The sequence below is a fragment of the Thermococcus paralvinellae genome (assembly GCF_000517445.1).
In the GTDB taxonomy this organism is placed as follows: Archaea; Methanobacteriota_B; Thermococci; order Thermococcales; family Thermococcaceae; genus Thermococcus_B; species Thermococcus_B paralvinellae.
Window position 1 is genome coordinate 114,240 of record NZ_CP006965.1, and the last position, 26,430, is coordinate 140,669.

The 26,430-nt window shown below is 41.5% G+C and carries 25 protein-coding genes; 21 read left to right on the top strand and 4 right to left on the bottom strand.

The annotated features are described in order from the left end of the window. Positions 1 to 10: 10 nt before the first annotated feature. From TES1_RS00555 to TES1_RS11060, 9 genes are all read left to right on the top strand, one after another. Positions 11 to 1,576 carry a proton-conducting transporter transmembrane domain-containing protein gene (locus TES1_RS00555; protein ID WP_042679252.1) on the top strand — a complete coding sequence of 522 codons (1,566 nt, stop codon included), beginning with the start codon at positions 11 to 13 and terminating at the stop codon, positions 1,574 to 1,576. Between the two features lie 25 nt (positions 1,577 to 1,601). Next, on the top strand, positions 1,602 to 2,021 hold the full coding sequence (locus TES1_RS00560) for a nucleotidyltransferase (RefSeq protein ID WP_042679254.1): 420 nt from the start codon (positions 1,602 to 1,604) through the stop codon (positions 2,019 to 2,021). Between the two features lie 137 nt (positions 2,022 to 2,158). Continuing rightward, positions 2,159 to 4,297 carry an ABC transporter substrate-binding protein gene (locus TES1_RS00565; protein ID WP_042679256.1) on the top strand — a complete coding sequence of 713 codons (2,139 nt, stop codon included), beginning with the start codon at positions 2,159 to 2,161 and terminating at the stop codon, positions 4,295 to 4,297. A 2-nt stretch (positions 4,298 to 4,299) separates the two neighbouring features. Continuing rightward, positions 4,300 to 5,346 carry a FecCD family ABC transporter permease gene (locus TES1_RS00570; protein WP_042679258.1) on the top strand — a complete coding sequence of 349 codons (1,047 nt, stop codon included), beginning with the start codon at positions 4,300 to 4,302 and terminating at the stop codon, positions 5,344 to 5,346. Beyond that, the gene (locus tag TES1_RS00575; protein ID WP_042679260.1) at positions 5,339 to 6,112 is read left to right on the top strand and encodes an ABC transporter ATP-binding protein; all 774 of its coding nucleotides are present in this window, start codon (positions 5,339 to 5,341) and stop codon (positions 6,110 to 6,112) included. Before TES1_RS00570 ends, TES1_RS00575 begins: the two co-directional genes overlap by 8 nt. Further along, entirely contained in the window at positions 6,109 to 9,867 is a 3,759-nt protein-coding gene (cobN, locus tag TES1_RS00580; RefSeq protein ID WP_042679262.1) for a cobaltochelatase subunit CobN, read from the top strand. The genes TES1_RS00575 and cobN overlap by 4 nt, the downstream gene beginning before the upstream one ends. Next, complete coding sequence (locus TES1_RS00585) at positions 9,843 to 11,765, top strand: VWA domain-containing protein (protein ID WP_042682616.1); 1,923 nt, start codon at positions 9,843 to 9,845, stop codon at positions 11,763 to 11,765. The genes cobN and TES1_RS00585 overlap by 25 nt, the downstream gene beginning before the upstream one ends. A 34-nt stretch (positions 11,766 to 11,799) precedes the next feature. Continuing rightward, the gene (locus TES1_RS11055) at positions 11,800 to 12,360 is read left to right on the top strand and encodes a hypothetical protein (protein WP_227738495.1); all 561 of its coding nucleotides are present in this window, start codon (positions 11,800 to 11,802) and stop codon (positions 12,358 to 12,360) included. Further along, positions 12,330 to 12,683, top strand: a complete 354-nt coding sequence (locus TES1_RS11060; protein ID WP_227738496.1) for a hypothetical protein — start codon at positions 12,330 to 12,332, stop codon at positions 12,681 to 12,683. Before TES1_RS11055 ends, TES1_RS11060 begins: the two co-directional genes overlap by 31 nt. On the opposite strand, the gene TES1_RS00595 is transcribed toward TES1_RS11060, so the two are convergent. Together TES1_RS00595 and TES1_RS00600 are read right to left on the bottom strand one after the other, a co-directional pair. Continuing rightward, complete coding sequence (locus TES1_RS00595; RefSeq protein WP_042679264.1) at positions 12,680 to 13,444, bottom strand: NAD+ synthase; 765 nt, start codon at positions 13,442 to 13,444, stop codon at positions 12,680 to 12,682. The two genes, TES1_RS11060 and TES1_RS00595, sit on opposite strands and share 4 nt — an antisense overlap. 46 nt (positions 13,445 to 13,490) lie before the next feature. After that, entirely contained in the window at positions 13,491 to 14,555 is a 1,065-nt protein-coding gene (locus tag TES1_RS00600; protein WP_042679266.1) for a 2,3-butanediol dehydrogenase, read from the bottom strand. Positions 14,556 to 14,674: 119 nt separating this feature from the next. Here TES1_RS00600 and mobA point away from each other — a divergent pair, with 119 nt between their 5' ends. After that, a complete protein-coding gene (gene mobA, locus TES1_RS00605) occupies positions 14,675 to 15,250 on the top strand; it encodes a molybdenum cofactor guanylyltransferase MobA (protein ID WP_042679268.1) in 576 nt (191 codons plus the stop codon). Between the two features lie 17 nt (positions 15,251 to 15,267). Here mobA and TES1_RS00610 read toward each other — a convergent pair whose 3' ends face one another. Both TES1_RS00610 and TES1_RS00615 read right to left on the bottom strand, forming a co-directional pair. Then, positions 15,268 to 16,188: a GNAT family N-acetyltransferase gene (locus TES1_RS00610; protein WP_042679270.1), complete on the bottom strand. Its 921-nt coding sequence runs from the start codon at positions 16,186 to 16,188 to the stop codon at positions 15,268 to 15,270. A gap of 29 nt (positions 16,189 to 16,217) precedes the next feature. Further along, on the bottom strand, positions 16,218 to 17,177 hold the full coding sequence (locus TES1_RS00615) for a tetratricopeptide repeat protein (RefSeq protein WP_042679272.1): 960 nt from the start codon (positions 17,175 to 17,177) through the stop codon (positions 16,218 to 16,220). Positions 17,178 to 17,296: 119 nt separating this feature from the next. Here TES1_RS00615 and TES1_RS00620 point away from each other — a divergent pair, with 119 nt between their 5' ends. From TES1_RS00620 to TES1_RS00670, 11 genes are all read left to right on the top strand, one after another. Continuing rightward, positions 17,297 to 18,220, top strand: a complete 924-nt coding sequence (locus TES1_RS00620) for a ribonuclease Z (protein WP_042679274.1) — start codon at positions 17,297 to 17,299, stop codon at positions 18,218 to 18,220. Next, positions 18,198 to 18,878 (top strand): TraB domain-containing protein, encoded by a 681-nt coding sequence (locus TES1_RS00625; RefSeq protein WP_042679279.1) that lies wholly within the window; start codon positions 18,198 to 18,200, stop codon positions 18,876 to 18,878. The genes TES1_RS00620 and TES1_RS00625 overlap by 23 nt, the downstream gene beginning before the upstream one ends. 19 nt (positions 18,879 to 18,897) lie before the next feature. Continuing rightward, positions 18,898 to 19,074 (top strand): zinc ribbon domain-containing protein, encoded by a 177-nt coding sequence (locus tag TES1_RS10900; protein WP_227738523.1) that lies wholly within the window; start codon positions 18,898 to 18,900, stop codon positions 19,072 to 19,074. A gap of 53 nt (positions 19,075 to 19,127) precedes the next feature. Next, positions 19,128 to 19,307 carry a KH domain-containing protein gene (locus TES1_RS00630; protein ID WP_042679281.1) on the top strand — a complete coding sequence of 60 codons (180 nt, stop codon included), beginning with the start codon at positions 19,128 to 19,130 and terminating at the stop codon, positions 19,305 to 19,307. Further along, complete coding sequence (locus TES1_RS00635) at positions 19,307 to 19,897, top strand: site-2 protease family protein (protein ID WP_042679283.1); 591 nt, start codon at positions 19,307 to 19,309, stop codon at positions 19,895 to 19,897. The genes TES1_RS00630 and TES1_RS00635 overlap by 1 nt, the downstream gene beginning before the upstream one ends. 79 nt (positions 19,898 to 19,976) lie before the next feature. Further along, positions 19,977 to 20,546, top strand: coding sequence for a glucose-6-phosphate isomerase (pgiA, locus tag TES1_RS00640; RefSeq protein WP_042679285.1), 570 nt, complete (start codon positions 19,977 to 19,979; stop codon positions 20,544 to 20,546). Between the two features lie 239 nt (positions 20,547 to 20,785). Beyond that, positions 20,786 to 21,064, top strand: coding sequence for a hypothetical protein (locus TES1_RS00645; RefSeq protein WP_042679287.1), 279 nt, complete (start codon positions 20,786 to 20,788; stop codon positions 21,062 to 21,064). 459 nt (positions 21,065 to 21,523) lie between these two features. Further along, entirely contained in the window at positions 21,524 to 22,927 is a 1,404-nt protein-coding gene (locus tag TES1_RS00655; protein WP_042679290.1) for an ADP-specific glucokinase, read from the top strand. Between the two features lie 124 nt (positions 22,928 to 23,051). Then, entirely contained in the window at positions 23,052 to 24,236 is a 1,185-nt protein-coding gene (gene mpgS, locus TES1_RS00660) for a mannosyl-3-phosphoglycerate synthase (protein WP_042679292.1), read from the top strand. Between the two features lie 8 nt (positions 24,237 to 24,244). Beyond that, positions 24,245 to 24,982 (top strand): mannosyl-3-phosphoglycerate phosphatase, encoded by a 738-nt coding sequence (gene mpgP / locus TES1_RS00665; protein ID WP_042679294.1) that lies wholly within the window; start codon positions 24,245 to 24,247, stop codon positions 24,980 to 24,982. Further along, on the top strand, positions 24,979 to 26,361 hold the full coding sequence (locus tag TES1_RS00670; RefSeq protein WP_042679296.1) for a mannose-1-phosphate guanylyltransferase/mannose-6-phosphate isomerase: 1,383 nt from the start codon (positions 24,979 to 24,981) through the stop codon (positions 26,359 to 26,361). The genes mpgP and TES1_RS00670 overlap by 4 nt, the downstream gene beginning before the upstream one ends. Positions 26,362 to 26,430: the final 69 nt, after the last annotated feature.

Below are 26,430 nucleotides of genomic sequence, written 5' to 3' on the forward strand. Positions count from 1 at the left end.
GGTGAGAGGCATGGACGTGGTTGGACTAACTCCTGTGATTCCGGTCATCTTTGCCTTTGCACTCCCCCTGACTTCGATCATAGTTAAGGGCAACAGGAAGATAATCCAAGCCTATGCACTGCTCGGCACGGGTTTAACCTTAATCAGTGCGCTCAAGCTTTTCGAACTAGTGTACTCATCTGAAAAGCCGCTGATATATACTTTTGGCGGCTGGACTGCTCCAATTGGTATAATCTATGAGGTTGACAGAACTGGGGCACTTATAGCCCTGGTTACTGCCGCGTTGATGTTTCTTATTGCGATTTACAACTACCGTTATCTTGAACACGAAGAAGGTTTGGAGTGGTACTATACACTCTATTTAGGCTTGGAAGCTGGACTAATAGGTGTTTTACTCACTGGTGATGCTTTCAACCTCTTCGTCATGATAGAAGTCACCAGCATCGCAGCATACGCCCTCGTAGCTTTCTACAGGGGAAGGAAGGACGCAGTTCATGCTGCATTGAAGTATGCCTTCATAGGTGCGATAGGCACGACTATGTACTTCTTAGCGCTTGGAATTCTCTACGGGGCTTTTGGTACTGTGAATTTTGCTGATTTATCAGCAAAGGTTCATGGTTTGAGTTTTCCAGTGACTGGTTCACCAGTTGGGAATATTGTCATTGCCTCTGGTGTTGCTTTAGCCTTAGCCACTTGGGCGTTTTTAATTAAAGCGGCAATTGTGCCAAATCACTTCTGGCTTCCGGAAGCTCATCCAGCAGCACCATCACCAATCTCGGCAGTCCTCTCTGGATTAGTCGTTAACGTCGGAGTTTATGCCTTGATTAGATTCCTCTACACGGTTTACGGTGGTGAACTCACACCGGGTCTGGCAAAAATCGTTGGAACCCTAGGGACAGTAGTCATAGCCCTCGGTGCGGTTTCGGCACTTTTCGGTGCACTCATGATGAACGCCCAGAGAGATGTTAAGAAGCTCATAGCTTACTCCACCATAATGCACATGGGCTACCTCTTCATGGCTGTTGGATTAGGAACCGAACTCGGACTTCAGGCGGCATTATTCCACATTATCAACCACGCAATTGCTAAGGCTCTCCTCTTCCTTGTTGCGGGCATGTTTATCCACGCGGTTGGTTCTAGGGACATCAACGATCTGGCAGGTCTCGGCAGACAGATGCCGACGGCAACTCTCGGACTCGCAATGGCAACTCTCAGCCTCGTTGGAATCCCACCGTTCAACGTGTTCTTCAGCAAAGTCCTCCTCTTTGATGCGCTGATGGAGAAGAGCTTAGCCCTGGCGATGGTTATCGTTGTCAGCTCTGTGACAGCACTCGTTGCCTACATGCGCGTCTTCTACAAGATATGGCTTGGAAAACCAGTCAAGAACGTCACCTTGAAGGAACCGGTAAGCATGGGTCTTGTGGTTCTCCTGCTGTCGATGGCGGTTATCGTGATAGGTCTCGCTGCACCAATGGTGCTTCAAAATTACATAGAACCTGCAGTAGCTCAGACAGTGAACTATAAACTCTACATTCAAACTGCGCTTGAATATGCGTTAAGGTTAAAACTTCCCTAACTTCTTAATTTTTGGAGGTGCTGAAATGAGCATTGAGGAGGCAAAGCGAAGGCTTTTCCAGCGTATAATGGAGTTCTACGGTGACAATCTGCTCTCTGTGGTCTTCTATGGGGCGCACCTGAAGGGTGAGCTGGATGAGATTGATGTCCTCGTGATCATTGACAAACCTTATGATCCAGTCAAACTCAACCGTGTGGCGGACTTCATAGAGAAGATTAAGGAGCCTGTTGAGAAGGAGTATGGTTACTTCATAGCTTTTGAACTCTACACAAGGGAGGAGGCGGAAAACTTTCACGCATCCTATCTTGATATTGCAAAAGCCTATGATGTGGTATATGACAAAGGTGACTATTTTAAGAACCTTTTGAAGAGAATGACTCATCCAGACACATCTATGGAGCATGTAAAGTATCTCACAACTATTGAGATTTTAAAGGACGAATAATTTTCGGAATTCTTATTTCTTTGTCTTGAACCTTTAGTTAAACACCTGCCGTTTTAAAAAGCGTTAAAAATTGGCATTTTAATTCTCATTTGATAATACGAAATTTAAAATCAGTAGCACGAATGGTGGTGAAATTTATGAAGAGTAACAAAAAATTTTTGACTTTGCTTGTATTGTTGGTTTTAGTTTTCAGCGTCTTCGGTGTCGGTTGTATAAATCAGAACTACTCAACAGATACAACAAGCAAAACTACAACTAAATCTTCTCCTACTCAAAGCCTTCAGGGGCAGAAAACCGAAACAACTACTAGCAAGGCCAAATATCCAATAACAATTACAGACTTTGCTGGGAGAACCGTAACAATAGAAAAGCCACCAGAGAGAGTTATTGTCCTTACGAGCTATTGGGCAGAGATTTTATGCATTCTTGGTATTCAAGACAAGATTGTAGGTATTGGAAAGTACATCCCTTACGACCCGTACCTTCCAGATGATGTGAAAAAGAGGCCTGTAGTGGGGAGCAGCTTCAAAGGCTTAAACTGGGAAACTGTTGCAAGTTTGAACCCAGATTTGATAATCGTGGACTGGTATGGAGGCAAATACAAAGACGCTGAGACAATTAAGAAAGCTGAAGAGCTCGGGATACCTGTTATAGCTCTGAGTGCAAAGAGTGTTGAGGACAATATCAAGGTTGTTGAGCTTTTAGGAAAAGTTTTCGGAAAGAAAGAGAAAGCTGAGGAACTTGCAAGCTGGATGAAAGAAAAGCTGGATGAAGTTAACAAAATAACCAGTCAGATTCCAGTAGATAGGAAAAAGAACGTTCTTCTTATAAGCGCTCCGAAAGATGTAGGCGGTCCAATCACTGTTTATGCAAAAGGAAGCGCATGGGCAAGCATTGTTGAATTCGTTGGCGCTCACAACTTGGCTTTTGACAAGGAGTTTGACACCCAGTGGCCAAAGCTCGACTTGGAGAAGATAATAGCCTACTGGGGAGACAAGGCTGATGTTATAATTGTAACCTCTTTCAGCCAAGACAAACTAGAGAAAGCTGTGAATGACATTAAAAATGATCCAAGATGGAGAGAAATTAAGGCTGTGAAAGAAGGTCATGTTTACGGCATTTTGGCCGGCTCTAAGGGATTCTTGGACTGGGGACCGAGAATAGTCGTTGGAGTTTACCAAATGGCTGGACTAATTTATCCGGAGTATTATCCAGAGTGGAAGCTAATAGCAAAAGAGCTGCTTGAGAACTTTTATGGGATTAAATACGAAGCTCCAGTAACTGTCATGGACTCAATGGGGAGAAAAGTAACTTTTGAAAAAGTTCCAGAGAGGGTAATCGTTCTGAGTAGCTACTGGGCTGAAGTTATGTACTGCTTGGGAGTTGCAGACAAGATAGTGGGAATTGATAAGTACACACCAAAGAATCAGTTCTTGCTTGAAAGCGTTAAAGAAAAGCCTCAAGTCGGAAGCACCTATAAGAAGGGCATAAACTGGGAGACTGTAGCGGGTTTGAATCCGGACTTAATAATCATGGGCAGATGGAAGGGAAGCTTCACTTCGGGGGAGCAGGATGTTATTGAGAAATCAAAAGAACTTGGCTTCAAAGTTCTGGCCTTTGGAATTCCTGACTCTAATGTAACTGGAACAAAAATGCCCTACGAAAACATTAGGATAATCAGGGTTCTTGGAAAAGTTTTTGACAAAGAGAGAAGGGCTGAAGAGCTTGCAAGCTTCTTAGAGAAGTATTACAACGAAGCTTTAGACATAGCAAGCAAGATACCAGCTGATAAGAAGAAAAACGTTCTAATAGTCTATGGTTCATCAATAGTTGGAAAATACGCGACTGGAGCTATAGGCATTTCATACAAAGGCTCAGCTTATGCTGAAACTGCTGAGCTTGTAGGGGCGCACAACGTTGCGTTTGACTACAACTTCTCAACTCAGTATCCAAAGCTTGACTTAGAGAAACTCATAGCATACTTTGGAGATAAGACAGACGTTTTAATAGTGGTTGATTGGGACCCAGATAGGCTCAATGAAGCTGTGGAAAAGATAAAGAGCGATCCAGCATGGCAGGAAATCAAAGCTGTCAAAGAAGGGAATGTCGTTGGAATATTGGTGAGCTCATGGAGAAAAGACGCCACCGCCCTCTATGGACCAAGATTCATCACCGGAATCTATGCCTTTGGACATGCAATTTACCCAGAATATTACCCAGACTGGAAGCCGATATACGAAGAGCTTCTCAAGAAGTTCTACGGCATGGAGGGCTGATTATGAAAAGGTTCCTCTTTCTTCTTCTTTTAGCTTCTCCAGTTTTTGCATTCTTCATAAGCTTATGCATTGGAGCTTATCACATCCCTCTCTCTGCTATTGTGGATATGGTGATGCTAAAAATCCTCCAGCTCATTTCTGGAATTTTGGCTAAAATAACTTTTGGAAGGATTGATTTTGTCATCCAAATCCCCTACCCAAGTGTTTATCAGACTATTCTTTTCAAAATAAGACTTCCAAGGGTTATCTTGGCGATGATTGTTGGATCTGCTTTAGCCCTCTCTGGAGCAGTTTTGCAGGCGATATTTAGGAATCCCCTTGTTAACAGCTATATTTTAGGAATCTCAGCGGGGGCTGCTTTTGGAGCTGCTTTGGCTATAGGACTTTCTCTGAGCTTGGGTGTTACTCCTTTGGCATTTGCCTTTGCTTTACTCGCTGTGTTCTTGACAACTTCTCTGGCCAAAATCGGTGGAAGAATAACTCCCGTTTCGCTAGTTCTTGCTGGAGTAATTGTTAATGCATTCTTTTCGGCCTTAACTTCTCTGTTGAAGTTTTTGATGGAGCATGAAAAGCTGGCGAGTGTTGTTTACTGGCTCATGGGAAGTTTTGCAGATGCTGACTGGCATTCAGTTAAGGTGGCTTTTCCTGTAATCTTTCTTGGATGTATGTTAGTGTATCTAATGCGCTGGCAGCTGAATGTCTTGTCTTTTGGAGAAGAGGCCAAAATTGTTGGAGTCGAAACTGAAAAGCTGAAGTTTGCCTTTATCATAATAATCTCCCTCATAACTGCTGTTTCAGTTGCTTTCTGCGGGATAATTGGCTGGGTAGGCTTAATGATTCCGCACATTGTTAGAATGGCATTTGGTCCAGATCACAAAACACTTATACCTCTAACAATAACTGTAGGGGCTTCATTTATGGTTTTAGCTGATACATTGGCGAGGTCAATTGCCACTTATGAAATCCCAATTGGTATCTTGACAACAATCCTTGGAATTCCATTCTTTGCGTATCTGCTAAGGAAGACGGGCGGTGGTTGGAATGCTTGAAGTCAAAGGCTTATCATTCAGCTACGGTGATTTCAGCGTTGAGGATGTCTGCTTTGAAGTGAGAGAGGGTGAGATTTTAACGCTACTCGGCCCGAACGGCAGTGGGAAAACAACGATTCTGAAAAGCATTTATGGTTTGTTAAAACCAAAGAAAAAATGTGTCTTCATAGATGGCAAAGACTTTCACTCACTCTCTTTAAAGGAAAGGGCTAAGTTAGCTGGTTATGTTCCTCAGTCTCACCACCCTCCCTTCCCCTATACGGTTTTGGACGTTGTGGTTATGGGTTTAGCTTCTCAGCTTGGAGTTTTTGAGAGCCCAAGGGAAGAGCACTATCAAAAGGCTTTGGAGAAACTCAAGCTCATAGGAATGGAGCGCTTTAAGGATAAGCCCTACACACAGCTGAGCGGAGGTCAGTTGCAGCTTGTCCTCATAGCAAGGGCTCTGGTTCAAGAGCCGAAGGTTCTTCTCTTGGATGAGCCCACTGCTCACTTGGATTTTAAAAACCAGGTGAAGGTTCTCGGAATAGTGAAGAGGTTAGCGAAAGAGGAAAGCATCTCTGCTATCATGACGCTCCACGATCCAAATTTAGCCTCGATGTATTCGGATAGAATAGCTCTTGTCAAAGAAGGAAAGGTCAGGGCTATTGGAAAACCGAATGAGATTCTAAGAGAGGAAATTCTTGGGGAAGTTTATGGTGTTCCGGTTCACATTCTGGAATTTAACGGTTTCAGGCTTGTCATGCCAAGAATGGGGGTGATTCCATGATTTGCTTCATATTGGGTTATGGGGCAAGGGCTTTGCCTTTGCTTCAGGAAATCCTTAGAGAAGAAGGGATAAAGGGGATTGTGCTCACTGATCAGAACTGTGAGAAGGAGCTGGATAAGGTAGAGAGGGCTGAGGTAATCTTCATCTATGCTCACGAGCTTCCCGAAATAGTGGAGGAGAAAATTAGAGAGAGTGAAGCTAAAGTCATCGCATGTGCTGGGCTTGAAAGCCTGACCAACGTTCCAGAAGAAATCCTAATCAAAGCGAAGACATATTATGTCCTTGGAGGCGGGAAGAATCTTAGGAATATGGCCAGATTTCTAGCAAGCTTATCTGGAGAGGCAATTGAATATGAAGAACCAGAAGAAGTTCCCATGCACGGCATCTATCACCCGAATTTTGGAGTTTTTGAGAGCTTGGACGACTATTTAATGGTTTACAAGAAGAGGCCGTTAGTTGGAGTTCTCTTCTGGAGGAGTGCTTGGCTTTATAAGGAATTTAAACCAATTGGAGAGCTCATTAAAGCCCTTGAAGAAGAAGGCTTCAGTGTGATTCCTGTCTTCACTTATGGGAAAGACTCAACGACAGGACTGGGGAGAGAGAAGAGCGAGGCTGTTAAAGAGTTCTTCATGAAAAATGGAAAGCCGATTATAGATGCCCTCGTGAGCTTAATTTCCTTCGGCACGGTTGATTTAAAGAATCTGCAAAAGCTCAACGTTCCAGTTTTTGCTCCGATAAGGTCTTACTACCAGTCCCTTGAAGAGTGGGAGAAGAGCGAACAGGGCGTTGACTATATGACTCAGGTTTATGGAGTGATAATCCCAGAAGTTGCGGGAGCAATTGAGCCGATTTTCATAGCTGGAACCAGAAACATTGAAGGCTACAAGGTTGGAGAACCTTACGAAGAGCACATGAAATATTTAGCCAAAAGAGTAAAGAAGTGGATCGAGCTCAGGAAGAAGCCAAAAAGCGAAGTTAAAATTGCTATAGTCCTAATAAATCCTCCATGTAAAGGGCTTGAGGCGAACATCGGTGTTGGACTTGGTTTGGATGTTCCGGAGAGCATCGTTAGACTTCTGCACAAGCTTAAGGGGGAAGGCTACTACGTTGGTGAAGATTTGCCAAAGAATGGGGAAGAGCTGATAAAACTAATTTTGAAGAGAAAAGCGATAAGCGAGTTCAGATGGACAAGCGTTGAGGAGATAGTCAAAAGCGGCGGAGCAATTGACTTTGTAGGCTTGGAGGAGTATCTGGAGTGGTTCAACGAGCTTCCGGAGGATTTGAGGGAGAGAATCATCAAGGACTGGGGAAGACCTGAGGATGTCTTAGCTGGGAAAGTGGACAAAGCATTGGTTGGAATGGTCTACGAAGGGAGATTTGTCGTTCCCGGGATAAGGTTTGGAAACGTCTTCATAACCCCTCAGCCAAAGTTCGGCTGTGCTGGAGCTAGGTGCGACGGAAAAGTTTGTAGAATTTTGCATGATCCAACAATAGTCCCACCGCACCAGTGGTGGGCAGTGTATAGGTGGATAACGCGCAAATTTAGGGCTGATGTAATGATACACTTCGGAACCCACGGCTACTTGGAGTTCAGACCCGGAAAAGGCGTTGGGCTTTCTCCTTCATGTGTTCCTGAGGCAAGCTTAGATGACGTTCCGCACTTATACGTTTATGTAGTTTCAAATCCAATGGAAGGTGTTATTGCTAAGAGGAGAGGCTACGCAACGCTTATAGATCACATCTATCCTCCAATGGCAATGGCTGAAGTTCTGGATGATTTGGATTCTCTCCTAACCCAGTATGCGAAGGCAAAGAGCTTGGGAGATGAGGCAAGGAGAAAGAAAATTTATGAACAGATTTTAGAAAAAGCTAAGGAAAACAAGCTGAGGATAGCGAATCCAGAAGATGAAGAGCAGACGATAGAGGAAATCCACCGATACGTTGAGCTGATGAGGGGTTCTCAAATAAATCTCGGCCTTCATATCTTTGGACATCCACCAAAAGACCCCAATAGATTAGCGGAATACATTGCTACAGCAATGGCTTATGATTCTTATGCTTCCCCTTCAATTAGGCGCGTTATAGCTGAAGCAGTAGGCCTAGACTACGATGAGATAAGGAAGAACCCCTTGGGGACGACAAATGGATTTACGAACAGAGAACTGTTGGAAATCTTCCACAAGATAGCCATCAAGAGCTTAGAGCGTTTGCTTAAGGGAGAAAGCTTTGAAGTTATTGAGGAAGAGATTGAAAAGTTTGGATTTAAAGTTAAGGAGAAAGAAAAGCTTGAAGAAACGTTTAGAAAAGCCCTTGAAGTTGCAGAGAAAATAGTTGAATGTGAAAAAGAATACGACGGCTTCTTGAAGGGACTGAGCGGGAAATACATCGAGCCTGGTCCGTCGGGAGCGATAACGAGAGGAAAGTTTGAGATTTTACCGACGGGAAGGAATTTCTATGCAGTTGATCCAAGGACTCTACCAACTAAAGCAGCATGGCAGATAGGAGTTGAAACTGCTGAAAAACTTTTGAAAGCTTACAAAGAAAAGCACGGGAGATATCCGGAGAGTGTTGGACAAGTTCTCTGGAGCATAGACGGTTATAAGGCTGATGGAGAGCAGATAGCCCAAATCCTCTATTTGATTGGAGTTAGGCCGGTTTGGAAAGGAGATGTAGTTGCTGGGCTCGAGGTAATTCCCTTAGAAGAGCTCGGAAGACCAAGGATTGACGTTCTGGTTAGAATAAGTGGAATCGTGAGAGATACTCTGCCAAACTACATCTACCTAATTGACGAGGCCATAGAAAAGGTTGTTGCGCTAGATGAGCCTTTGGAGATGAACTACATTAAAAAGCACTACATTGAGCACATTAAAAAGCTCATTGAACTCGGCAAGAGTTTTGAAGAAGCCCAAAGGTTTGCACGCTTTAGAGTTTTTTCAGCTCCACCTGGTGCCTACGGGGCTGGGGTAAATTTGGCAGTTGAATCATCGGGCTGGAGGAATGACGAGGATTTAGCTAAAGTGTGGGTTCAGTGGAGCGGCTATGCTTATGGAAAAGACGCCTTTGGCGTTGAAGCTCATGAATCATTGGTTTTGAACTTAAGAGAGGTGGATGTAATCAACAGAAACCACATAAGCGATGAGCACGACCCGACGAACTGTTGCTGCTATTTTGCACATCACGGGGGCTTTAAGACGGCTGTTGATGCCTTAACAGGCAAGAACGTTGAAGTGGTTCAGACAGACACAAGGGACATAAGCGATGCCAAAATAGTTGACATGAAAGTTGAGCTTGAAAGGGTCGTTAGGGCAAAGCTCCTCAATGATAGGTGGATTGAGGAAATGAAGAAGCATGGTTACAGAGGGGCTAGTGAGTTCTCCAAGAAGATTCTTCACTTATACGGCTGGGAAGCTACAACAAAGCTCGTTGAAGATTGGGTTTTTGACGAGATAGCACAGAAATACGTTCTAGATGAAGAAATGAGGAGATGGTTCGAGGAGCACAATCCCTACGCTATTGAGGAAATTGCAAGGCGTTTGATTGAAGCTTATGAGCGCGGCTTGTGGAAGACGAGTGATGAATTAATTGAAAAGCTCATGGAGGTCTATTCCGAGATTGAGGGAATTTTGGAGGAGAGTCTTGGTGAAGGGGAAGTTCAAGGCGGGACAATTGAAATCTACACAGCTGAGGATGACAAACACTGGAGTGAAAAAATTGGGGAGGTGGATAAAATATGGAGCCTCGTGAAAAACGCTTAGTCTTTCCATTCTCTGCAATAGTCGGGCAGGAAAAGGCTAAATTAGCTTTACTTTGTGTAGCCGTTAATCCGCTGATTGGTGGTGTCTTGCTTAAAGGAGATAAGGGAACGGGGAAATCGACCCTAGTTAGGGCTTTGGCTAACGTTTTGCCAGAAATTGAGGTCGTTGATGGCTGTCCTTTCAACTGCAATCCGAGGAATCCTTTGGAGATGTGCGACAGCTGTTATGAGAGATATGAAAATGGGGAAGAGTTGCCCATAGCAAAGAGGAAGATGCGCGTTGTGGATTTGCCCTTAAGCGTTACAATAGACAGGCTGGTTGGAACTGTAGATGTCGAGAGATTTTTAAAAGAAGGGAGAAAGGCATTACAGCCCGGAATTTTGGCAGAAGCAAACAGAAACGTGCTCTACATTGATGAAGTGAACCTCCTAGATGACTACATAGCCGATTCACTTTTAGATGCTGCAGCAATGGGATGGAATACAATAGAAAGAGAGGGAATTTCCTTTAGGCATCCAGCAAGATTCATCTTAGTTGGAAGTATGAACCCAGAGGAGGGTGAGCTTAGACCTCAAATCCTCGATAGATTTGGTTTATGCGTTGAGGTAAGCGCTCCAATGAATCCAGAGGAGAGAATAGAGATAGTTAGGAGAGTTGAAGAGTTTCATGAAGACCCGATAAGCTTCTATAAGAAGTTTGAGAGCGAAGAGAAAAAGCTTACGGAGAGGGTTGTTAAGGCAAGGGAGATTCTGCCGAAGGTCGAGATAAGCGACGATTTGCTAAAGCTTTTGGCTGAAACAGTCGTTAACCTGGGAATCAAAACCAACAGAGCTGAGATAGCCACGATAAAGACAGCCAAAGCAATAGCTGCCCTAAACGGAAGGAGAAGGGTCTCACTGGAAGACTTAGAAAAAGCTATGGAATTGGCTCTACCACACCGTTTGAGGGACAAGCCCTTCCAAAAGCCGCCGCAAATGAGGCCTCCAAAGCCTAAAGACGATAAGGAGCATAATCACGACCACAAACACGACCATAAACATGAACACAAGAAGGAAGAAAAAAATGAAAGGAGAAACCAGGGGTCTCAAAGTCAAGGGATTGGGAATTTAGAGCAGAATTTTCGCTCAAGCGAAGCTAAAATCCCAAGGATAGAGAGTAAAAACTTTGATGGAAGTGAATTCACAGGATACCGCTCCTCGAGGGATGTCAGCGTCACAGTGGTAAACTTTCCGAAAGGAATTCCAGTCTCTTACGTTCCCCCCAAAGGTGAAATAAGGGATGTTGATTTTTACAACTCGGTTATTTGCGCTGTATTGAATGGAAAAAAGCCTCCAATAAGGCTTGATTTAAACGACCTCCGCGTTAGAGTCAGGAAAGCAAAGGCACCAACGCTCTGGGTTTTGCTCTTGGATTCAAGCGGAAGCATGGCTGTGCAGAAAAGAATTAGCATCGCGAAGGGAATAGCAGAGAAATTGGTTGAGAACGGGTACATCAAAAAGTCAAAGATGGCTTTGATAGTTGCAAAAGGTAATCGAGCGGAAATATTCGTTCCACCTACTAAGAACTACTGGGAAGTGCTTGAGAAAATAGAGAGCGTTCCAACTGGAGGGAGAACGCCTTTGAGTTCGGCCCTCTATAATCTTCTTCTGCTTGCCGAACGTGAGAGGAGAAAAGACAAGTCCCTGAAAGTTAGGGCATTCTTGATAACTGACGGAAAGGCCAACGTCCCACTTTTTGGAAAGCGAATTAAGGATGAGATCATTGAGCTGGCAAAAGCTCTGAGGAAAAAGGGAATAGAACTTAACATTTATGACACGAGAGGAAGAGGAATAAATCCAGGAATTTCGTATGTTCCAGTTTTGAAGGAAGTTGCAAACGCTAAAGTTTACAGGACGTGAGAGCTTGGACTTTTTAAAGCTCTACATAATTTCGATGGCCTCAATTACTTTTGGGTATATTTTAGCCGAGACTCTAAGTGAGACTAACCTGATAAAGCTCATTGGGACTAAAACTTCCAAGATAGCAAAACTTGGCATTCACCCGGCTCTGACGCCAGTTCCGGCGCTGTATTTGGTCAGCCCGAGGGTTGCCCATGCAAATGCCTCTGCCTTGTTGAAAGAAGGGTTAATTGAGCCAATTGACCTTTACATAGCTATCCTTGCTTCAAATCTCCCGTTGAGAGTTATGTATATTTATCGCTATTATTTACCCGTGCTTCTACCTCTCTTGGGAATTGTAACGCTTTATTTCATTGGTCTGAGGATTCTCTTTGATTTTCTTCTTGTTTTTGTGGTTTTGATGATTGGACGTAGGAGATACAAGGGTGTAAAACTCAACGGCGAGAATAACAAAATTAAGCTTAACTTTTCAAGGAAAGCTTTCAAAAAGGGGTTAATCAAGGGATTAAAAGCCTCACTAAACTTTGCTTTAAGTTTACGCCTCTTTTCCTCTTGGTTGTCTTTATGCTTAAGTCAGGTATCTCAGATAAGATGACCCCTGCTTTATCTCCCATACTTGGAAAGCTTGGCTTAGACTCTTTGGGTATTACTTACATTACAACCGCCATCTTCAGCCCGAGGGCTGCTTATGGAATAGCTAAGGTGATGCTGGGTTACAATTATCCAATGCAAAAAGTCTTAGGTTGCATGTTCCTTGGGAATGGGCTGTTTGTTCTTCTCAATGAAAGCTGGGTTAGGATTCTGCCGTTTTACTCTGGGCTCTATCCGAGGGAAGTGACTTTAAGGCTCCTATTCCTTCAAGTTGGATTATCTTCTCTTTACAACATCTTTTTGGCAATTGTTTTACTTAAACTCTAAAATTCTGGTCCTGTTGGTAGTTTTCTTTTGTGTTTGCTCTTCTGTACTAGGTTTTCAACGTATTCAACCTTTTCAAGCGGAATACCCACTTCTTCGGCAATTTTCTCCTTGGGCATTTTCAAGTCAACTAATCTGTAAAGAATCTCGTCCAAGAGTTTGTAACTTATGCCAAGCTCGTTTTCATCAGTTTGTCCAATCCAAAGCCCAGCAGTGGGCTTCTTCTTAATAATCCTTTCTGGAACGCCCAACCTCTTGGCAATCTCCCAAACTTCCGTCTTGTAAAGGTTTATCAATGGGGCATAATCACTCGCACCATCACCCCACTTAGTATAATAACCCGTTAAAAGCTCACTCTTATTGCTTGTCCCCAAGACGAGGAAGTTATACTGGTTTGCATGAGCGTATAGAAGAATCATTCTTGCCCTAACCATTATATTGCCTTTGGTAATTTTGTCTGGTTCAAAATCAAGGCTTTCCTCAAAAGCATCAACAATTGGCTTGATGTTGATGATTTTGTAGTTAATTCCAAGAGTCTCACAAACTAATTTCGCATCTTCTACATCTTGATTCTCGTAGTATGGCATTATCAAGCCAAGAACTTTCTCCCTCCCCAAAGCCTTCACTGCCAAAAAAGCTGTTGTTGCACTATCAACACCACCACTAATTCCAATCACAACACCATTCACATTCGCCTCATCAACCCTCTCCCGAATAAAAGAAACTAGCTTTTTAATTACATCATCATAGTCAAGTTGCCTCATTGCAATCACCTCTATGGGGTATAAAATAAAAGAAAGCTTTAAACCTTTATATTTCAGCAGCAAGTATCTTCACGTGTTTATCTCTGTTTTTTATGAGCTCCTCGAAGCCTTTCTCTACTATTTCTTCCAGTTTAACCTTTGAAGTTATTAAAGGCCTAACGTCAACCCTCTTTGATGCAACTAAAGAAATTCCCCTGCAGAAGTCATCGGCACTGTGGGAGACCGATCCAATTATACTCTTTTCTCCAACTACAAGTCCTTTAGCATCGAAAGATGTCAGACATTTAAAAACTCCCAGAGCAACTGCTTTACCACCTTTTCTTATGCTTTCCACAGCAACCTTGAACGTTTCGTTTAGTCCAACACACTCAAAGCTGACATCAGCCCCAAGTTCTGTCTCTCCTCTTATCTCTTCGATAACCTCTTCAACACTTTTTCCACTTGGATTAATTGTTATATCAGCACCGATCTCCTCTGCCTTCTTTCTCCTAGCTTTGGAAGGCTCTACAACAATTATTTTCCCTGCTCCAGAAGCTTTTGCAACTAAAAGGACACATAAGCCAATGGGTCCAGCACCAATTATCACTACGCTGTCACCGGGCATCAGCTGAGCCTTTTTAACAGCTCTAACGCCGACTGAGAGTGGTTCAACTAATGCACCCTCTTCAAATGAAACGCTCTCTGGTATTTTGTATGCCTGATATGGCCTGACTAAGGCATATTCGGCAAAACCTCCGTCTTCACTTAACCCTGTTACTCCAAAGTTTACACATAGGTTTTCCATACCTCTCTTACAAAAGTAGCACTCACCGCAGTGAATTACTGGAAAGACGGCAACCCTATCACCTACTTCAAAGCCTTTAACTCCTGCTCCAATTTCAACAACCTCGCCAGCAAATTCATGACCAATGGTGACTGGAGCAGTTTTTCCTGTGAGAGGGTGGGGCTCTTTGGTTGGTATAAAAATTGGACCATTTAGATACTCATTTAAGTCTGTCCCACAGACGCCACAGGCTTTTACTTTGATTTTAATGAAGCCTGGTTTTATACTTGGCTCTCTAACTTCTTCGAGCCTTAGGTCTCTCTTCCCGTACCATCTAATTGCGAGCATTTTTCTCACCTGGCATTCATGAACAAAAATTCATGAATTTAATTCTTTCTCTTTAATTTTTGAAGAAATGACAACTCAACTTTTTTATACTCCTTGCCATGTATGGGAATGCGAGGAAGATGATAGCGGCAGTACTGGCTGGTGGGAAGTCCCGAAGATTTGGTGAGAATAAGCTACTTTACAAAGTTGATGGAAAGCCTATTGTTATGCACACCATAGAGCGATTACTGAAAGCTGAGAGTATTGATGATGTAGTAATCGTTACATGTCAAGAAAAAAAGAGAGATTTTGAAGCATTGGGGTTTAGGGTTCTGATTGATGACCTCTTAGTTGGACCGATTGGGGGTATTTTTGTGGCTCTAAAAGAGGTTGGTGATGCCTTCATTGCTGCTGGAGACATGCCGCTGATAAATCCAAAATTTGTAGATTACATTGTTGAGCGCTTTTATGAGAGTAAATCTTTGGCATGCATCCCAATATGGGCAAATGGATATATAGAACCGTTGCATGCTGTTTACTCCAAGGATTTTCTCCCAATTTTAAAAGAGCAGATAGAGAAAGGAGAGTATATGATTCGAAAAGCGATAGAGAGGGCAGATCCTTGTTATATTATGATTGATGACCTTCCTGAAGAATTTAAAGAGAGCTTCTTTAACATAAACACGAAGCATGATTTAAAACGTCTTTTGGGTTAAGCACGGAGGCATACCAATTATAGTGTCTTCGCAAGGATGATAAATCTGTCAAGGACTTTGGGCTTGAGAGTTTGAATTTTCTCAAGGTCTTTTTCTGAGATTGAAGTCCTAATCTCTCTAAATCCCACATCCTTCGCTCTACTTCCAATCTGCAGAATGAGTTTCTCAATGTTGTCTCCCCATGCATATAACGTTGCAATGTCTTTTCCAAAGAAGCTTCCCTCAAGAATGTAATAGCTCTCTCCAATTTGTCCGCTTTCGAAGTAAAGGGTATTGTCTACCCCAGCTATTTTATCCTTAAACGCTGTAAACCAGTGATGATAAGAGCTTTGGAATTTTCCAAGAGTCATTTCTTTGTCCTTAACTTCTTCCCAGGAGAACTCCCGAATATTAAGTCCTTTGACCTCTCTATTTGGAAGCGCTGAAAGGTCGAAACTAATGAAGCAACCCTTATGAAGGATGTCTTTAATTCCAACTTTTTCGTAAAACTTTACTGCCTCTTTTTCTGGTGTCACTGTTAAAAGCTCACATTTCTCTTTTCTTGCAAGCTCTTCAGCCGCTTTTACAAGTTCCCGCCCTATTCCTTGTCCTCTAAACTCTCTGTGAACTTCAAGGACGTCTATGTGGGCTATCTTCCTGGTTCTTTCATTTATGAGCTCTTCGCTTATGAACAGCTCCAATTCTCCAATAATTCTGCCTTCAATTTCCGCTACCAGTGGAATCTGCCCGTTAAGAAGGAGGTTATTCAAATGAATGGCACGTGTTTCAATACTCATCCAAGGTCCGCCATGTAGATACCTTTCTTTGAGAGTTAAATTATCGTAGGAATCTGGTTCTCTTCTCTGTCCATTTTCGTAGTGATACCACTCTTCTACATCGGAACAGTGGACTTCTACAATCCCATTAGTATCTTCAAGCCTGGCAATCCTAATATCCATTCCATCACCAGTGAAAATTGAAAAAAGGATCAAAGCTCAGCTTCGCCTAAAAATTCGAGTAAATCAAGCAGCCTTCTGTCTTTAACTTTAAGCACGGCCTCACTTACTTCTTCTCTTCCAACCTTGCCATCTTTGAACAGTGCAATTGCTTTAATGCCCTCAAAGAAGTCCTTCAGCTCTGGAACGGCATTGGCGAACATATCAATGTTGTTGTAAATTATCTCGAATTCATCTTCGATCATGAGCTGCCAGATTACGTCAATTAGTGCATCAAATGCAATATCGAAGTACTCCCCTTCCTTAGCTTCTATCATAGCATAGAGGCACTCCTGTAGAGCAGCTTCATAGTTGTCCTGCTCTTCAAATATTTCTTCAAATGCTAAGTGAATTTGGGCTTTGAGCTGGGGTTTGTCAAGAACCTTTGGCAAAATCTCGGCTAGTTTTGCTTTTGCTGTTGGAATATCTCCCTTCTCAAAAGTTACGTATGCTCTATAAATCTGGATGTGGAGAACATCTTCCTCTCTTCCAAGTTCTTTCAGAATCTCTTCTGCTTTTTCCATTAGTTCAAGTGCTTTATCGTATTCCATTAGTTCCTCATGGATAAGTGCCATATTGTAATAAATCTTTGCAATGTTCTCCTTGTTCCCTTTCTCGATTTCTTCCTCCAGCAACTGCCTGTAAAGATCAAGAGACTTCTCGAGATTTCCAATTAGGAAGTATAAATCTGCTAGATGATATTTAGCTTCGAATGTGTCTTCCTTTTCAGCGAGCTTTTCGAATTCTGATATTTTATCAATTTCAAGGAATTCGAGATAATAGTAAACAACCAACTTGTATAGCTCAGGATCTTTACACTCTAAGGCTAATTTCTCAGCTTTTTCGAGAACCTCTTTTAAGTCCTCTTCGCCGAGCTCGTCAACCTTATAGTACAAAAGGCGTGCAACCTTTTTGCAGTCCTTTTCTTCAATTGCTCTAAGAATCTCCTCCATACTTTCACCCCTAATATTTTTGGGGCTTTAGATATTTAACCTTATGGACTAATTCTTTGAGTTGTAGTTCAGAGCTAGATAGGCGATAACCTTTTTACCTCCCCTCCCTACTCTAAATCATGCTTGAAGTTATATTTTTGGGAACCGGCGGGATAATGCCAAACAGAGAGAGAAACGTTCCTTCAATAGCCCTACGTTATAAGGGCCAGATTATACTCTGGGATGTTGGTGAAGGAACTTTAAGACAGCTTAACACTGCTAAGCTCAGTCCAATGAGGATTGAAAAGATTTTCATAACTCACTTCCATGGAGACCACTATCTTGGCTTGATGAGCTTAATTCAGACGATGACTCTTTGGAACAGACAAAGGCCCCTCCACATTTATGGTCCAAAATACACCTTTGAATTTATACAAAACTATTTGAAGAGCGGCTTTTTTGCTCCGAGCTTTGAAATTCACGTCCATGAGCTTGGTGAGACAAGGTTAAAATTTGGGGATTATGAAATCTGGAGCTTTAAGGTTGAACACGGCATTCCAGCTTTGGGCTATGTGTTTAAAGAAAAAGACAAGCGTGGAAACTTTGATTTGAAAAAGATTAGTGAGTTCGGCTTAAAACCTGGCCCTTGGATGAAAGAGCTTGAGCTTAAGGGAAAAATCGAAATTAATGGGAGGATTATTCACCTTGAAGATGTTACTGGGGAGAGGAGGAGAGGAGTTAAGGTTGTTTACACAGGAGATACAGAGCCTTGTGGGAGAGTTAAGTTATTCTCAGAGAGAGCGGATCTGCTTATCCATGAGGCAACTTACCTAAGCGATAAAGATAGAGGAGAAAGTTATCATTCAACTGTGAACGAAGCCTGTGAAGTGGCAAAGAAAGCTAAGGTTAAGCTTTTGGCTTTGTTCCATAGGGCACCTAGGTACAAATACGATGAGTATTTCCAAAAAGTGAGGCAGTTATGTAACCATAAATTTATAGTCCCAAAAGATTTCGATAAAATAAGTTTAAAGGGTGAAAGTTATGAGCTATCTTCGATACGTTAAAGTCATTGGAACAATGCATGTCTCTCCAGAAAGCAGGGAGAGGGTTAGGAAAATAATACTGGGGGAAAAACCACATGCTGTAGCTATAGAGCTTGATAGAAGGAGATTCTATGCAATACGAAATCCCCAAAAGATGGCATTCGGAGATGCAATGAAGTACGGGAGGAAAGGAATTATTCAGTATATCCTAACAAAGGTTGAGGAAAAGCTGGGAGAAGAGTTTGGTATGATACCCGGTGGGGAGATGATGGAAGCAATAAATCTGGCGGGTCTTTTGGGAGTTCCTTTATATCTCATCGATGAGGATATAAATATTATAACAATGAAGATTCTCAAAGCACCTTTTAGAGAGAAGCTTTTACTTCTTTTAGAAAGCTTGGCAGTTTTTATACCCTTACCGCTTAAACGCGAGGAAAAGGATATTATTATGGATTTTAAAGTCATGATGACTCAGTTTAAAATGAGATATCCCTATCTGTATCGTGTTCTCGTTGAGGAAAGAAATGAAATAATGGCTAGGAATTTAATCGCTATTGTGGACAGTCTAAAAGCAAAAGGGATTAAAAAACCTAAAGTCATTGCAGTCGTTGGTTTGGGACATAAGAAAGGTATAGAGAGGATATTGAACTCACACAAGGCTTTTATATCGCCAAGGTAATGTAGTTTTGGTGATAATTATGGAAAGGCAACAGTTAAGATGCCCGTTATGTGGCGGAACAGATTTTCAAGTTGAGGAAGGTAAGCTCGACAGCAAATGGGGGTTTACGGCTCATAAAGTAAAGATAGTCATCTGCAAAAACTGTGGCTATGTCATGATGTTCTACAAAGGAAGAACTATCTGGGATTTCGATTAAAGCAAGTGTTAAGGTTTATATTTAGGCATCTCAATTTACTTTGGGGATGAAAAATGATTGAACGCTTAAAGCAGATGCTCCGCGTTGATGTTATAGACGTTGAGTACTCTGGGGACAAGATTATAGTGTATGTTCCAAAGGATCAGGTGAGAATTGCCGTTGGAAGTGGAGGTTCTGCCGTAAAAGCTGCAGAGCTTGTCTTGGGAAAGAAGATTGAAATCAGGGGGAGGTAATGTTGGTTCTTAGAGATTTTAGGAAGCAAGAGCTTGAAGATTTGGCGGTTTCGTATATAGTGCTGCTAATTCTGTTTTCAAACTTTGAGCTAAAGAACATGCCCTATGTTGCTTTAGCTGTTTTTACGGCTTTTGTTTTTCATGAATTGGCTCACAGGCAGGTTGCAAAGAAATATGGCTATATAGCGTTCTACAAGCGATGGGACACTGGGATTGTAATAGCTCTCTTGCTCGGTATAGTAGGGAAGGTAATATTTGGTCATGCAATATTTTTTGCCGCATTAGGTGCTGTTTACATCTATGCGCCTTATCAGTATTGGGAAGATAAAGAAGCAGAGGGATGGATAAGCTTATCTGGACCTTTGACAAACATAATAGTTGGAATAGTTGCTTTAATTTTGCTGAAGACGTTATCACTTCCACTTCATGCAATGATATCCTTATTCTACACTGCTATAGTGAACTTCTGGATAGCGTTCTTCAACCTTTTGCCGTTTCCACCTCTCGATGGCTACAAAGTTCTCAAGTGGAACGCTGGTTATTGGGCTGTTGCAATTGGGGTAGCGTATATTCTGAGGTCTCTGGTTTGATTTCTTTTTAACACTTTCAGTGATACACAAGGGAAAAATTAAAATACTTTCTGCATAAGCTATATTAGAGGTGATGCTGATGTACAAAGAGCCTTTTGGAGTTAAGCTTGATTTTGAAACTGGAATAATTGAAAATGCCAAAAAGCTAGTGAGAAAGCTGAGCGACATGAAAGGGTATTTCCTTGATGAGGAGGCATGGAAAGAGCTTGTAGAAAAGGAAGACCCAGTTGTCTATGAGGTCTATGCAATTGAGCAGGAGGAGAAAGAGGGGGATTTGAACTTTGCAACAACTGTTCTCTATCCAGGAAAAGTTGGAAAGGAATTCTTCTTCACAAAGGGTCACTATCATGCAAAGGCTGATAGAGCAGAAATATACTTTGCTTTGAAAGGAAAAGGTGGCATGCTCTTGCAGACACCGGAGGGAGATGCGAAGTTTATTGAAATGGAGCCCGGGACAATAGTTTATGTTCCACCCTATTGGGCTCACAGGACAGTTAATACCGGAAATGAACCCTTTATCTTCTTGGCTATCTATCCAGCTGATGCTGGTCATGACTACGGAACGATAAAGGAGAAGGGCTTTTCAAAGATAGTTGTTGAGGAAGATGGGAAAGTAGTCGTTAAAGACAATCCAAAGTGGAAGGAGTGAACTGTTTTGCTCTAAATTTTTCTTACTTTTTACCTAGGGCTATAGTTAAATTGCTAATATAACAGAAATATTTATATTATGACTTCTGCATTTAGTATTAATGAAACTTTCTCTTTGGGGGGAAATGAATGCGAAGAAGAATAGTAAGTTTGATTATTGGAGTTTTGTTTTTGATTGGCTTATCACAGAATAGCAAAATTTCAGCAGATTATGCATTATGAATACAGGGGGTATAGTCCATGAAAAAGTTAATGGTAGCATTGGTTTTTGTGTTTATTATACTTTTGCCTCTAAGTTACTCTTACTTAACCTATAAACCACCGTCAATTGACAAAATGAAAGATGAATTGGATTTGATAGCCTCTAAGGATATTGTTTGCAGTGAGACGGGTAAACTAATAAATCCCAACTTAACAATAGTGTATTATCACGAAGTTAAGAAAATTGGAAGCAATTACATTGTTTATAAAGATGCGAATTTTTCAACAGGACGTAGGCTTCAACTATACTTAACTTAACTATAAACAAAGGTAGGTACTCAGGATATATCCTAGTGAATAACACTGAGAAATATCCCTTAACAGATTCCAACTTTAAAGAATTCTATTTGATTCCTCTTCAAGAATACATTTCCTATATCGAGAATAATGGATGCATAATTGGATGGAAACGTGGACTCTCAAAGTTAACTGATGTTAAAGTTGTGTCTCCATCACGTCTTCAGTCTCTTACGGGTGTTAGAGAATATAGGTTTACTGCAAAATGGGGAAGTGCCAATGTTGAAATAACGACAACATCGGAGGGTATCCCTATAAAAATTGTTCAGAGATTTCCTGAGGGTTCATATATAGTATCAAGGCTATGCCTAATTAATGATGAGTCGGGTTAGTCTTTTTAGGTTCTTATTTTTTCCTCGAGATATCTAGACCATAACCTTTAATTATTTTTGTTCTTTGTAGTAATATTTGGTGACTTCAATGAAAAAAAGCTTAAAAGAGAAAATTAGGCTCTGGAAGAGTCTTTATGTTAACGCGTTTGAGAATGCAACTAACGCATTGCCGAGAGTTAGAGGGGTTCTCTTAGCTTACAACACCAACATTGATGCAATAAAATATCTTGACAAAGAAGACCTCGAGGAGAGAGTTGAGAAAGTTGGAAAAAAGAGAGTTTTTGAGCTGATGGAAAATCCTCCTGAGAAAGTTACTTCCCTCGAAGAGCTTTTCGCTGGAATTTTGAGGAGCATTAAGCTTGGAAAGGCTATGGAATGGTTTGTCGAAGACAGAGGCGTGCGCAATTATTTGAGGGAATGGGGCTGGGATGAACTTAGAATTGGTGGACAAGCAGGAATAATGGCTAATTTGTTGGGTGGAGTTTACAGAATCCCAACTATAGTTCATGTTCCTCAGAATCCAAAGCTCCAAGCTGAGTTATTTGTTGACGGTCCAATTTATGTTCCGGTCTTTGAGGAGGGGGAATTTAAGCTTGTCCATCCTAAAGAAGCCGTGAAAGAAAATGAAGAAGAGCTAATTCACTATATCTTTGAATTTTCAAGAGGATTCCAAGTGTTTGACATAGTTGCCCCAAGAGAAAACAGATTCATAGCAAATGCTGATGACTACAACGCTAGAGTCTATATAAGGGATGAGTTTAAGGAGCACTTCAATAAGATAGTCAAGAACGTTGATTTGGCGATAATAAGCGGTCTGCAAGTTTTAAAAGAATTCTATGAAGATGGCACGACTTACAAGGATGTCCTTAATGAAGTTGAAGCTCAGCTTGATGTGCTCAATGAGAGGAACATTAAGAGCCATTTTGAGTTTGCCTACACTGCAAACAAGAAAGTCAGAGAGACCCTTATTAACTTACTGCCAAAATTCACAAGTGTTGGGCTGAATGAAGTTGAATTGGCATCTTTGATGGAAATAATTGGGGATGAGGAGCTTGCAAGAGAAGTGCTTGAAGGCCATGTGTTCTCAGTTATAGATGCAATACATCTTCTCATGGATGAGACTGGAATTCAAAGAATTCACTTCCATACCTATGGTTATTACATGGCATTGACTCAGTACAGGGGGGAGAAAGTTAGAGATGCTCTGCTATTTGCAGCATTAGCAGCTGCAGCTAAAGCAATGTACGGCAACCTAGAAAACTTAAGCCAAATTAGAGATGCTCTAAGTGTGCCAACAAACGAGAAGGCATTCTTTATTGAAGAAGAGCTTGAGAAAGAGTTTGGTGAAGTTGAAAATGGAGTAATTGATATGACTGACAGACAGTTGACGTTTATACCAACGAAAATAGTTGCGTCACCGAAGAGCACTGTTGGAATTGGAGACACTATTTCAAGCTCAGCCTTTGTGAGTGAATTTGCGATAAGACAATGATTTCTTTTTCTTCTTTGGTAAATTTTATATACGCAAATTTACTAATAATTCATGGAGTTTAATTTACAGTTTAAAGGGTCTTGATGGGATTTCATTTTGTTCTAATCATCTGGAGGTGATAATTATGCTTTTAGAAGCTCCCGTTTACAAGGAAATATTTGGAGCTGTTAAGATTTATGAGCTGCAAAAGCTCCTCAAAATGGACACTGAGACAGAGGAAGTGCCGATGTTTACTGTCATGAACATTCCGAGGGAGGACATTTACCGCACACTGGGAGAGATGGCAGTTGTTGTTCCAATGAAAAACGAAAAGCTTCATTTAGTTGATGGTGTCCTCAAGGCAATACCTCACAAGTGCCCTATAATCATAGTCTCAAACAGCAAAAGGGAAGGTCCTAACAGGTATAGGCAAGAAGTGGACTTAGTCAGGCACTTCTACAATTTGACTCACTCAAAGATTATCATGGTTCACCAAAAGGATTCTGGAATAGCCAAGGCATTTGAAAAAGTTGGCTATACTGAAATACTTGATGGGAAGGGAAATGTTAGGAGTGGCAAGGGTGAAGGAATGGTCATTGGAATTTTACTTGCAAAAGCTATTGGTGCAAAATACGTAGGATTTGTTGATGCCGATAACTACATTCCTGGAGCTGTTAATGAATATGTAAAAGACTATGCCGCTGGCTTTCTCATGAGCGAGAGTGAATACACGATGGTTCGCCTTCACTGGAGGCATAAGCCTAAAGTTACAAAGGGTAGCTTATATTTCAAGAAATGGGGAAGGGTAAGTGAAATTACAAACCGCTACCTCAATCAGCTAATCAGTGAACAAACTACCTTTGAGACTACAATAATGGTCACTGGCAATGCTGGAGAGCATGCAATGACCATGAAGCTGGCTGAGATAATGCCATTCTCAACTGGTTACTCAATAGAGCCATATGAGATAGTTTATCTTCTTGAGAGATTTGGAAGATGGGAAGGGGTTGAGGAGTATCAAGATGTCTTTGATCAGGGGATTGAGATATTCCAAATTGAAACTCTCAATCCACACTTTCATGAAGATAAGGGACAGAGACATGTAAAGGAAATGATTTTGATGTCTCTGGCAACCGTTTATCACTCGACTTTGGCTTCAGAAAGTCTCAAGAAAAGGATACTAGAAGATTTGAGGATGCATGGCATAATAGGGGAAAGTGAAGAACCACCAAGGCCAATTGTAATGCCTCCGATTAAAGACATTGATATCAAAAAATGGATGAGAATTGTTGAGAACAACTCTGAAACCTTACTCAAACTTGGTCTGTAGGTGATTAAATGAGAGTGATATTCCTTGATCTTGATAAGACTCTAATTAGAGATGACTACTCTCCAGAACCAGCTAAAGCTGTAATTGATGAACTGAAAAGAAGAGGCTTTAAGATAATCTTTAATTCGTCAAAAACCAGAGCTGAACAGGAGTACTACCGGAAAGCGTTAGATGTTGATGATCCTTTCATAGTGGAGACTGGAAGTGCAATATATATTCCAAAGAAACATTTCCCATTCAGTTTCAATTTTACGAGGGAAGTAGGAAAGTACTTTGTAATGGAACTCGGTGGGAAATATGACGTCATTAAACAAGTGCTTGATGAGCTCAGCGAAGAGTTTGGCTTAAAATACTATGGAAATTCAAGTATTGAAGAGGTTATGGAGTTCACAGGGCTTCCGAGACATTTAGCAGAGCTTGCAATGATGAGAGAATACTCGGAAACTATCTTTCGTTGGAGGGATGAACAGTTCATTGAAGCAATTAAATCTAAAGGTCTTAAGGTTTCAAAGGGAAGCAGATTTTACAACGTTCATGGAAATACAGACAAAGGAAAAGCAGCGCACTTTTTGCTCCTCCTTTACTCCAAGTTTTTTGGAGATGTAGAAGCATATGCCGTTGGCGATGGACTAAATGACTTTCCCATGTTTGAAGTTGTTGATAAAGCCTTCATAGTTGGAAATCTGAAACATCCAAATGCTGTGAATATAAATTCAATAGAAGAGCTGCTGGAGGTGGTAAAATGAAAACGCTGATATTAGCTGGAGGAAAAGGAACTCGTTTATGGCCACTAAGTAGAGAATTAATGCCAAAACAATTTATAAGGATATTTGATGATACTTCGCTCTTTCAAAAGACAATAGAAAGAGCTTTGCTTTTCTCAAAACCCAAGGAAATTTTTATAGTAACTAATAAGGAGTATCGCTTTAGAGTTTTTGATGAACTTAGGGATATGGGCATAGAGATTCCAAAGGAAAATGTTCTTCTCGAGCCAATAGGGAAGAACACCCTTCCAGCAATTTACTGGGGGCTGAAAACCATTCATGAGAACTTTGGAAAATCGAAGGTCGCTGTTTTGCCATCGGACCATTTAATTGATATAAATGAAAAATACATTAAAGCATTTAAAACAGCAGAAAAGCTTGCTGAGAACTACTTTGTAACATTTGGAATCAAACCTACAAAGCCCCATACTGGCTACGGTTACATAAAGCCCGGAGAGAAATTGGAAGGCGGTTATAAAGTTGCCGAATTTAAAGAAAAACCGGACTTAGAGACTGCGAAAAAGTATGTTGAGGAGGGCTACTACTGGAACAGTGGAATGTTCATGTTTGACACAGAACTTTTCATTGAAGAGGTCAAAAGATTAGCTCCAGAAATCTACAATGCATTTGAAGAGGCCAAAAGCATCGAGGAAGCTTATGAATTAGTTCCAGACATCTCAGTTGATTACGGGATCATGGAAAAGACTGACAAAGCCGCAGTTGTGCCATTGAATGTTTATTGGAACGATTTAGGAAGCTTTGATGCAATCTACGATGCATTCGAGAAAGATGAGAACGGGAATGCAGTTAAGATTAGAGGATTAAAGGCAGATTACATAGGAATAGACTCAAAGAATAATCTCATCATGACCGAGCGCTTAACGGCAACAGTAGGAGTGAAGGACTTAATCATAATTGACACTGGAGATGCACTGCTCGTTGCTCACAGAGGAGAAAGCCAGAAGGTTAAGGAGGTCTACAAGAAGCTCAAAGAGAAAGGCGACGAAAGGGTCATCGTTCACAGAACGGCTTACAGACCTTGGGGAAGCTATACTGTCCTTGAAGAAGGAGATCGCTACAAAATCAAGCGCTTGACAGTTCTACCTGGCAAAAAATTGAGCCTCCAGATGCACTATCACCGCTCAGAGCACTGGGTCGTTGTTAGGGGAACAGCAAAGGTCATAGTTGGAGATAAGGAAATCCTTTTGAGACCTGGCGAAAGTACATTCATCCCTGCTGGGGTTAAACATAGATTAGAGAACCCTGGGAAAGTAGTTTTGGAAGTCATTGAGACCCAGATAGGCGAGTATCTTGGGGAAGATGACATAGTAAGGTTCCAAGATGACTTTGGAAGGGATTGAGGTGGAGCTTTTTTGCTTTTAGCCTTTTTATAAACATTAAAATCTAAGAAACTGCGAAAAGGTGGTGGA

What these genes read in the sequence shown, in the direction of transcription:
- TES1_RS00555 (WP_042679252.1), top strand. Translation starts at nt 11, where the DNA reads ATGGACGTGGTTGGACTAACTCCTGTGATTCCGGTCATCTTTGCCTTT.
- TES1_RS00560 (WP_042679254.1), top strand. Translation starts at nt 1,602, where the DNA reads ATGAGCATTGAGGAGGCAAAGCGAAGGCTTTTCCAGCGTATAATGGAG.
- TES1_RS00565 (WP_042679256.1), top strand. Translation starts at nt 2,159, where the DNA reads ATGAAGAGTAACAAAAAATTTTTGACTTTGCTTGTATTGTTGGTTTTA.
- TES1_RS00570 (WP_042679258.1), top strand. Translation starts at nt 4,300, where the DNA reads ATGAAAAGGTTCCTCTTTCTTCTTCTTTTAGCTTCTCCAGTTTTTGCA.
- TES1_RS00575 (WP_042679260.1), top strand. Translation starts at nt 5,339, where the DNA reads ATGCTTGAAGTCAAAGGCTTATCATTCAGCTACGGTGATTTCAGCGTT.
- cobN (WP_042679262.1), top strand. Translation starts at nt 6,109, where the DNA reads ATGATTTGCTTCATATTGGGTTATGGGGCAAGGGCTTTGCCTTTGCTT.
- TES1_RS00585 (WP_042682616.1), top strand. Translation starts at nt 9,843, where the DNA reads ATGGAGCCTCGTGAAAAACGCTTAGTCTTTCCATTCTCTGCAATAGTC.
- TES1_RS11055 (WP_227738495.1), top strand. Translation starts at nt 11,800, where the DNA reads ATGGCCTCAATTACTTTTGGGTATATTTTAGCCGAGACTCTAAGTGAG.
- TES1_RS11060 (WP_227738496.1), top strand. Translation starts at nt 12,330, where the DNA reads ATGCTTAAGTCAGGTATCTCAGATAAGATGACCCCTGCTTTATCTCCC.
- TES1_RS00595 (WP_042679264.1), bottom strand. Translation starts at nt 13,444, where the DNA reads ATGAGGCAACTTGACTATGATGATGTAATTAAAAAGCTAGTTTCTTTT.
- TES1_RS00600 (WP_042679266.1), bottom strand. Translation starts at nt 14,555, where the DNA reads ATGCTCGCAATTAGATGGTACGGGAAGAGAGACCTAAGGCTCGAAGAA.
- mobA (WP_042679268.1), top strand. Translation starts at nt 14,675, where the DNA reads ATGATAGCGGCAGTACTGGCTGGTGGGAAGTCCCGAAGATTTGGTGAG.
- TES1_RS00610 (WP_042679270.1), bottom strand. Translation starts at nt 16,188, where the DNA reads ATGGATATTAGGATTGCCAGGCTTGAAGATACTAATGGGATTGTAGAA.
- TES1_RS00615 (WP_042679272.1), bottom strand. Translation starts at nt 17,177, where the DNA reads ATGGAGGAGATTCTTAGAGCAATTGAAGAAAAGGACTGCAAAAAGGTT.
- TES1_RS00620 (WP_042679274.1), top strand. Translation starts at nt 17,297, where the DNA reads ATGCTTGAAGTTATATTTTTGGGAACCGGCGGGATAATGCCAAACAGA.
- TES1_RS00625 (WP_042679279.1), top strand. Translation starts at nt 18,198, where the DNA reads ATGAGCTATCTTCGATACGTTAAAGTCATTGGAACAATGCATGTCTCT.
- TES1_RS10900 (WP_227738523.1), top strand. Translation starts at nt 18,898, where the DNA reads ATGGAAAGGCAACAGTTAAGATGCCCGTTATGTGGCGGAACAGATTTT.
- TES1_RS00630 (WP_042679281.1), top strand. Translation starts at nt 19,128, where the DNA reads ATGATTGAACGCTTAAAGCAGATGCTCCGCGTTGATGTTATAGACGTT.
- TES1_RS00635 (WP_042679283.1), top strand. Translation starts at nt 19,307, where the DNA reads ATGTTGGTTCTTAGAGATTTTAGGAAGCAAGAGCTTGAAGATTTGGCG.
- pgiA (WP_042679285.1), top strand. Translation starts at nt 19,977, where the DNA reads ATGTACAAAGAGCCTTTTGGAGTTAAGCTTGATTTTGAAACTGGAATA.
- TES1_RS00645 (WP_042679287.1), top strand. Translation starts at nt 20,786, where the DNA reads ATGAAAAAGTTAATGGTAGCATTGGTTTTTGTGTTTATTATACTTTTG.
- TES1_RS00655 (WP_042679290.1), top strand. Translation starts at nt 21,524, where the DNA reads ATGAAAAAAAGCTTAAAAGAGAAAATTAGGCTCTGGAAGAGTCTTTAT.
- mpgS (WP_042679292.1), top strand. Translation starts at nt 23,052, where the DNA reads ATGCTTTTAGAAGCTCCCGTTTACAAGGAAATATTTGGAGCTGTTAAG.
- mpgP (WP_042679294.1), top strand. Translation starts at nt 24,245, where the DNA reads ATGAGAGTGATATTCCTTGATCTTGATAAGACTCTAATTAGAGATGAC.
- TES1_RS00670 (WP_042679296.1), top strand. Translation starts at nt 24,979, where the DNA reads ATGAAAACGCTGATATTAGCTGGAGGAAAAGGAACTCGTTTATGGCCA.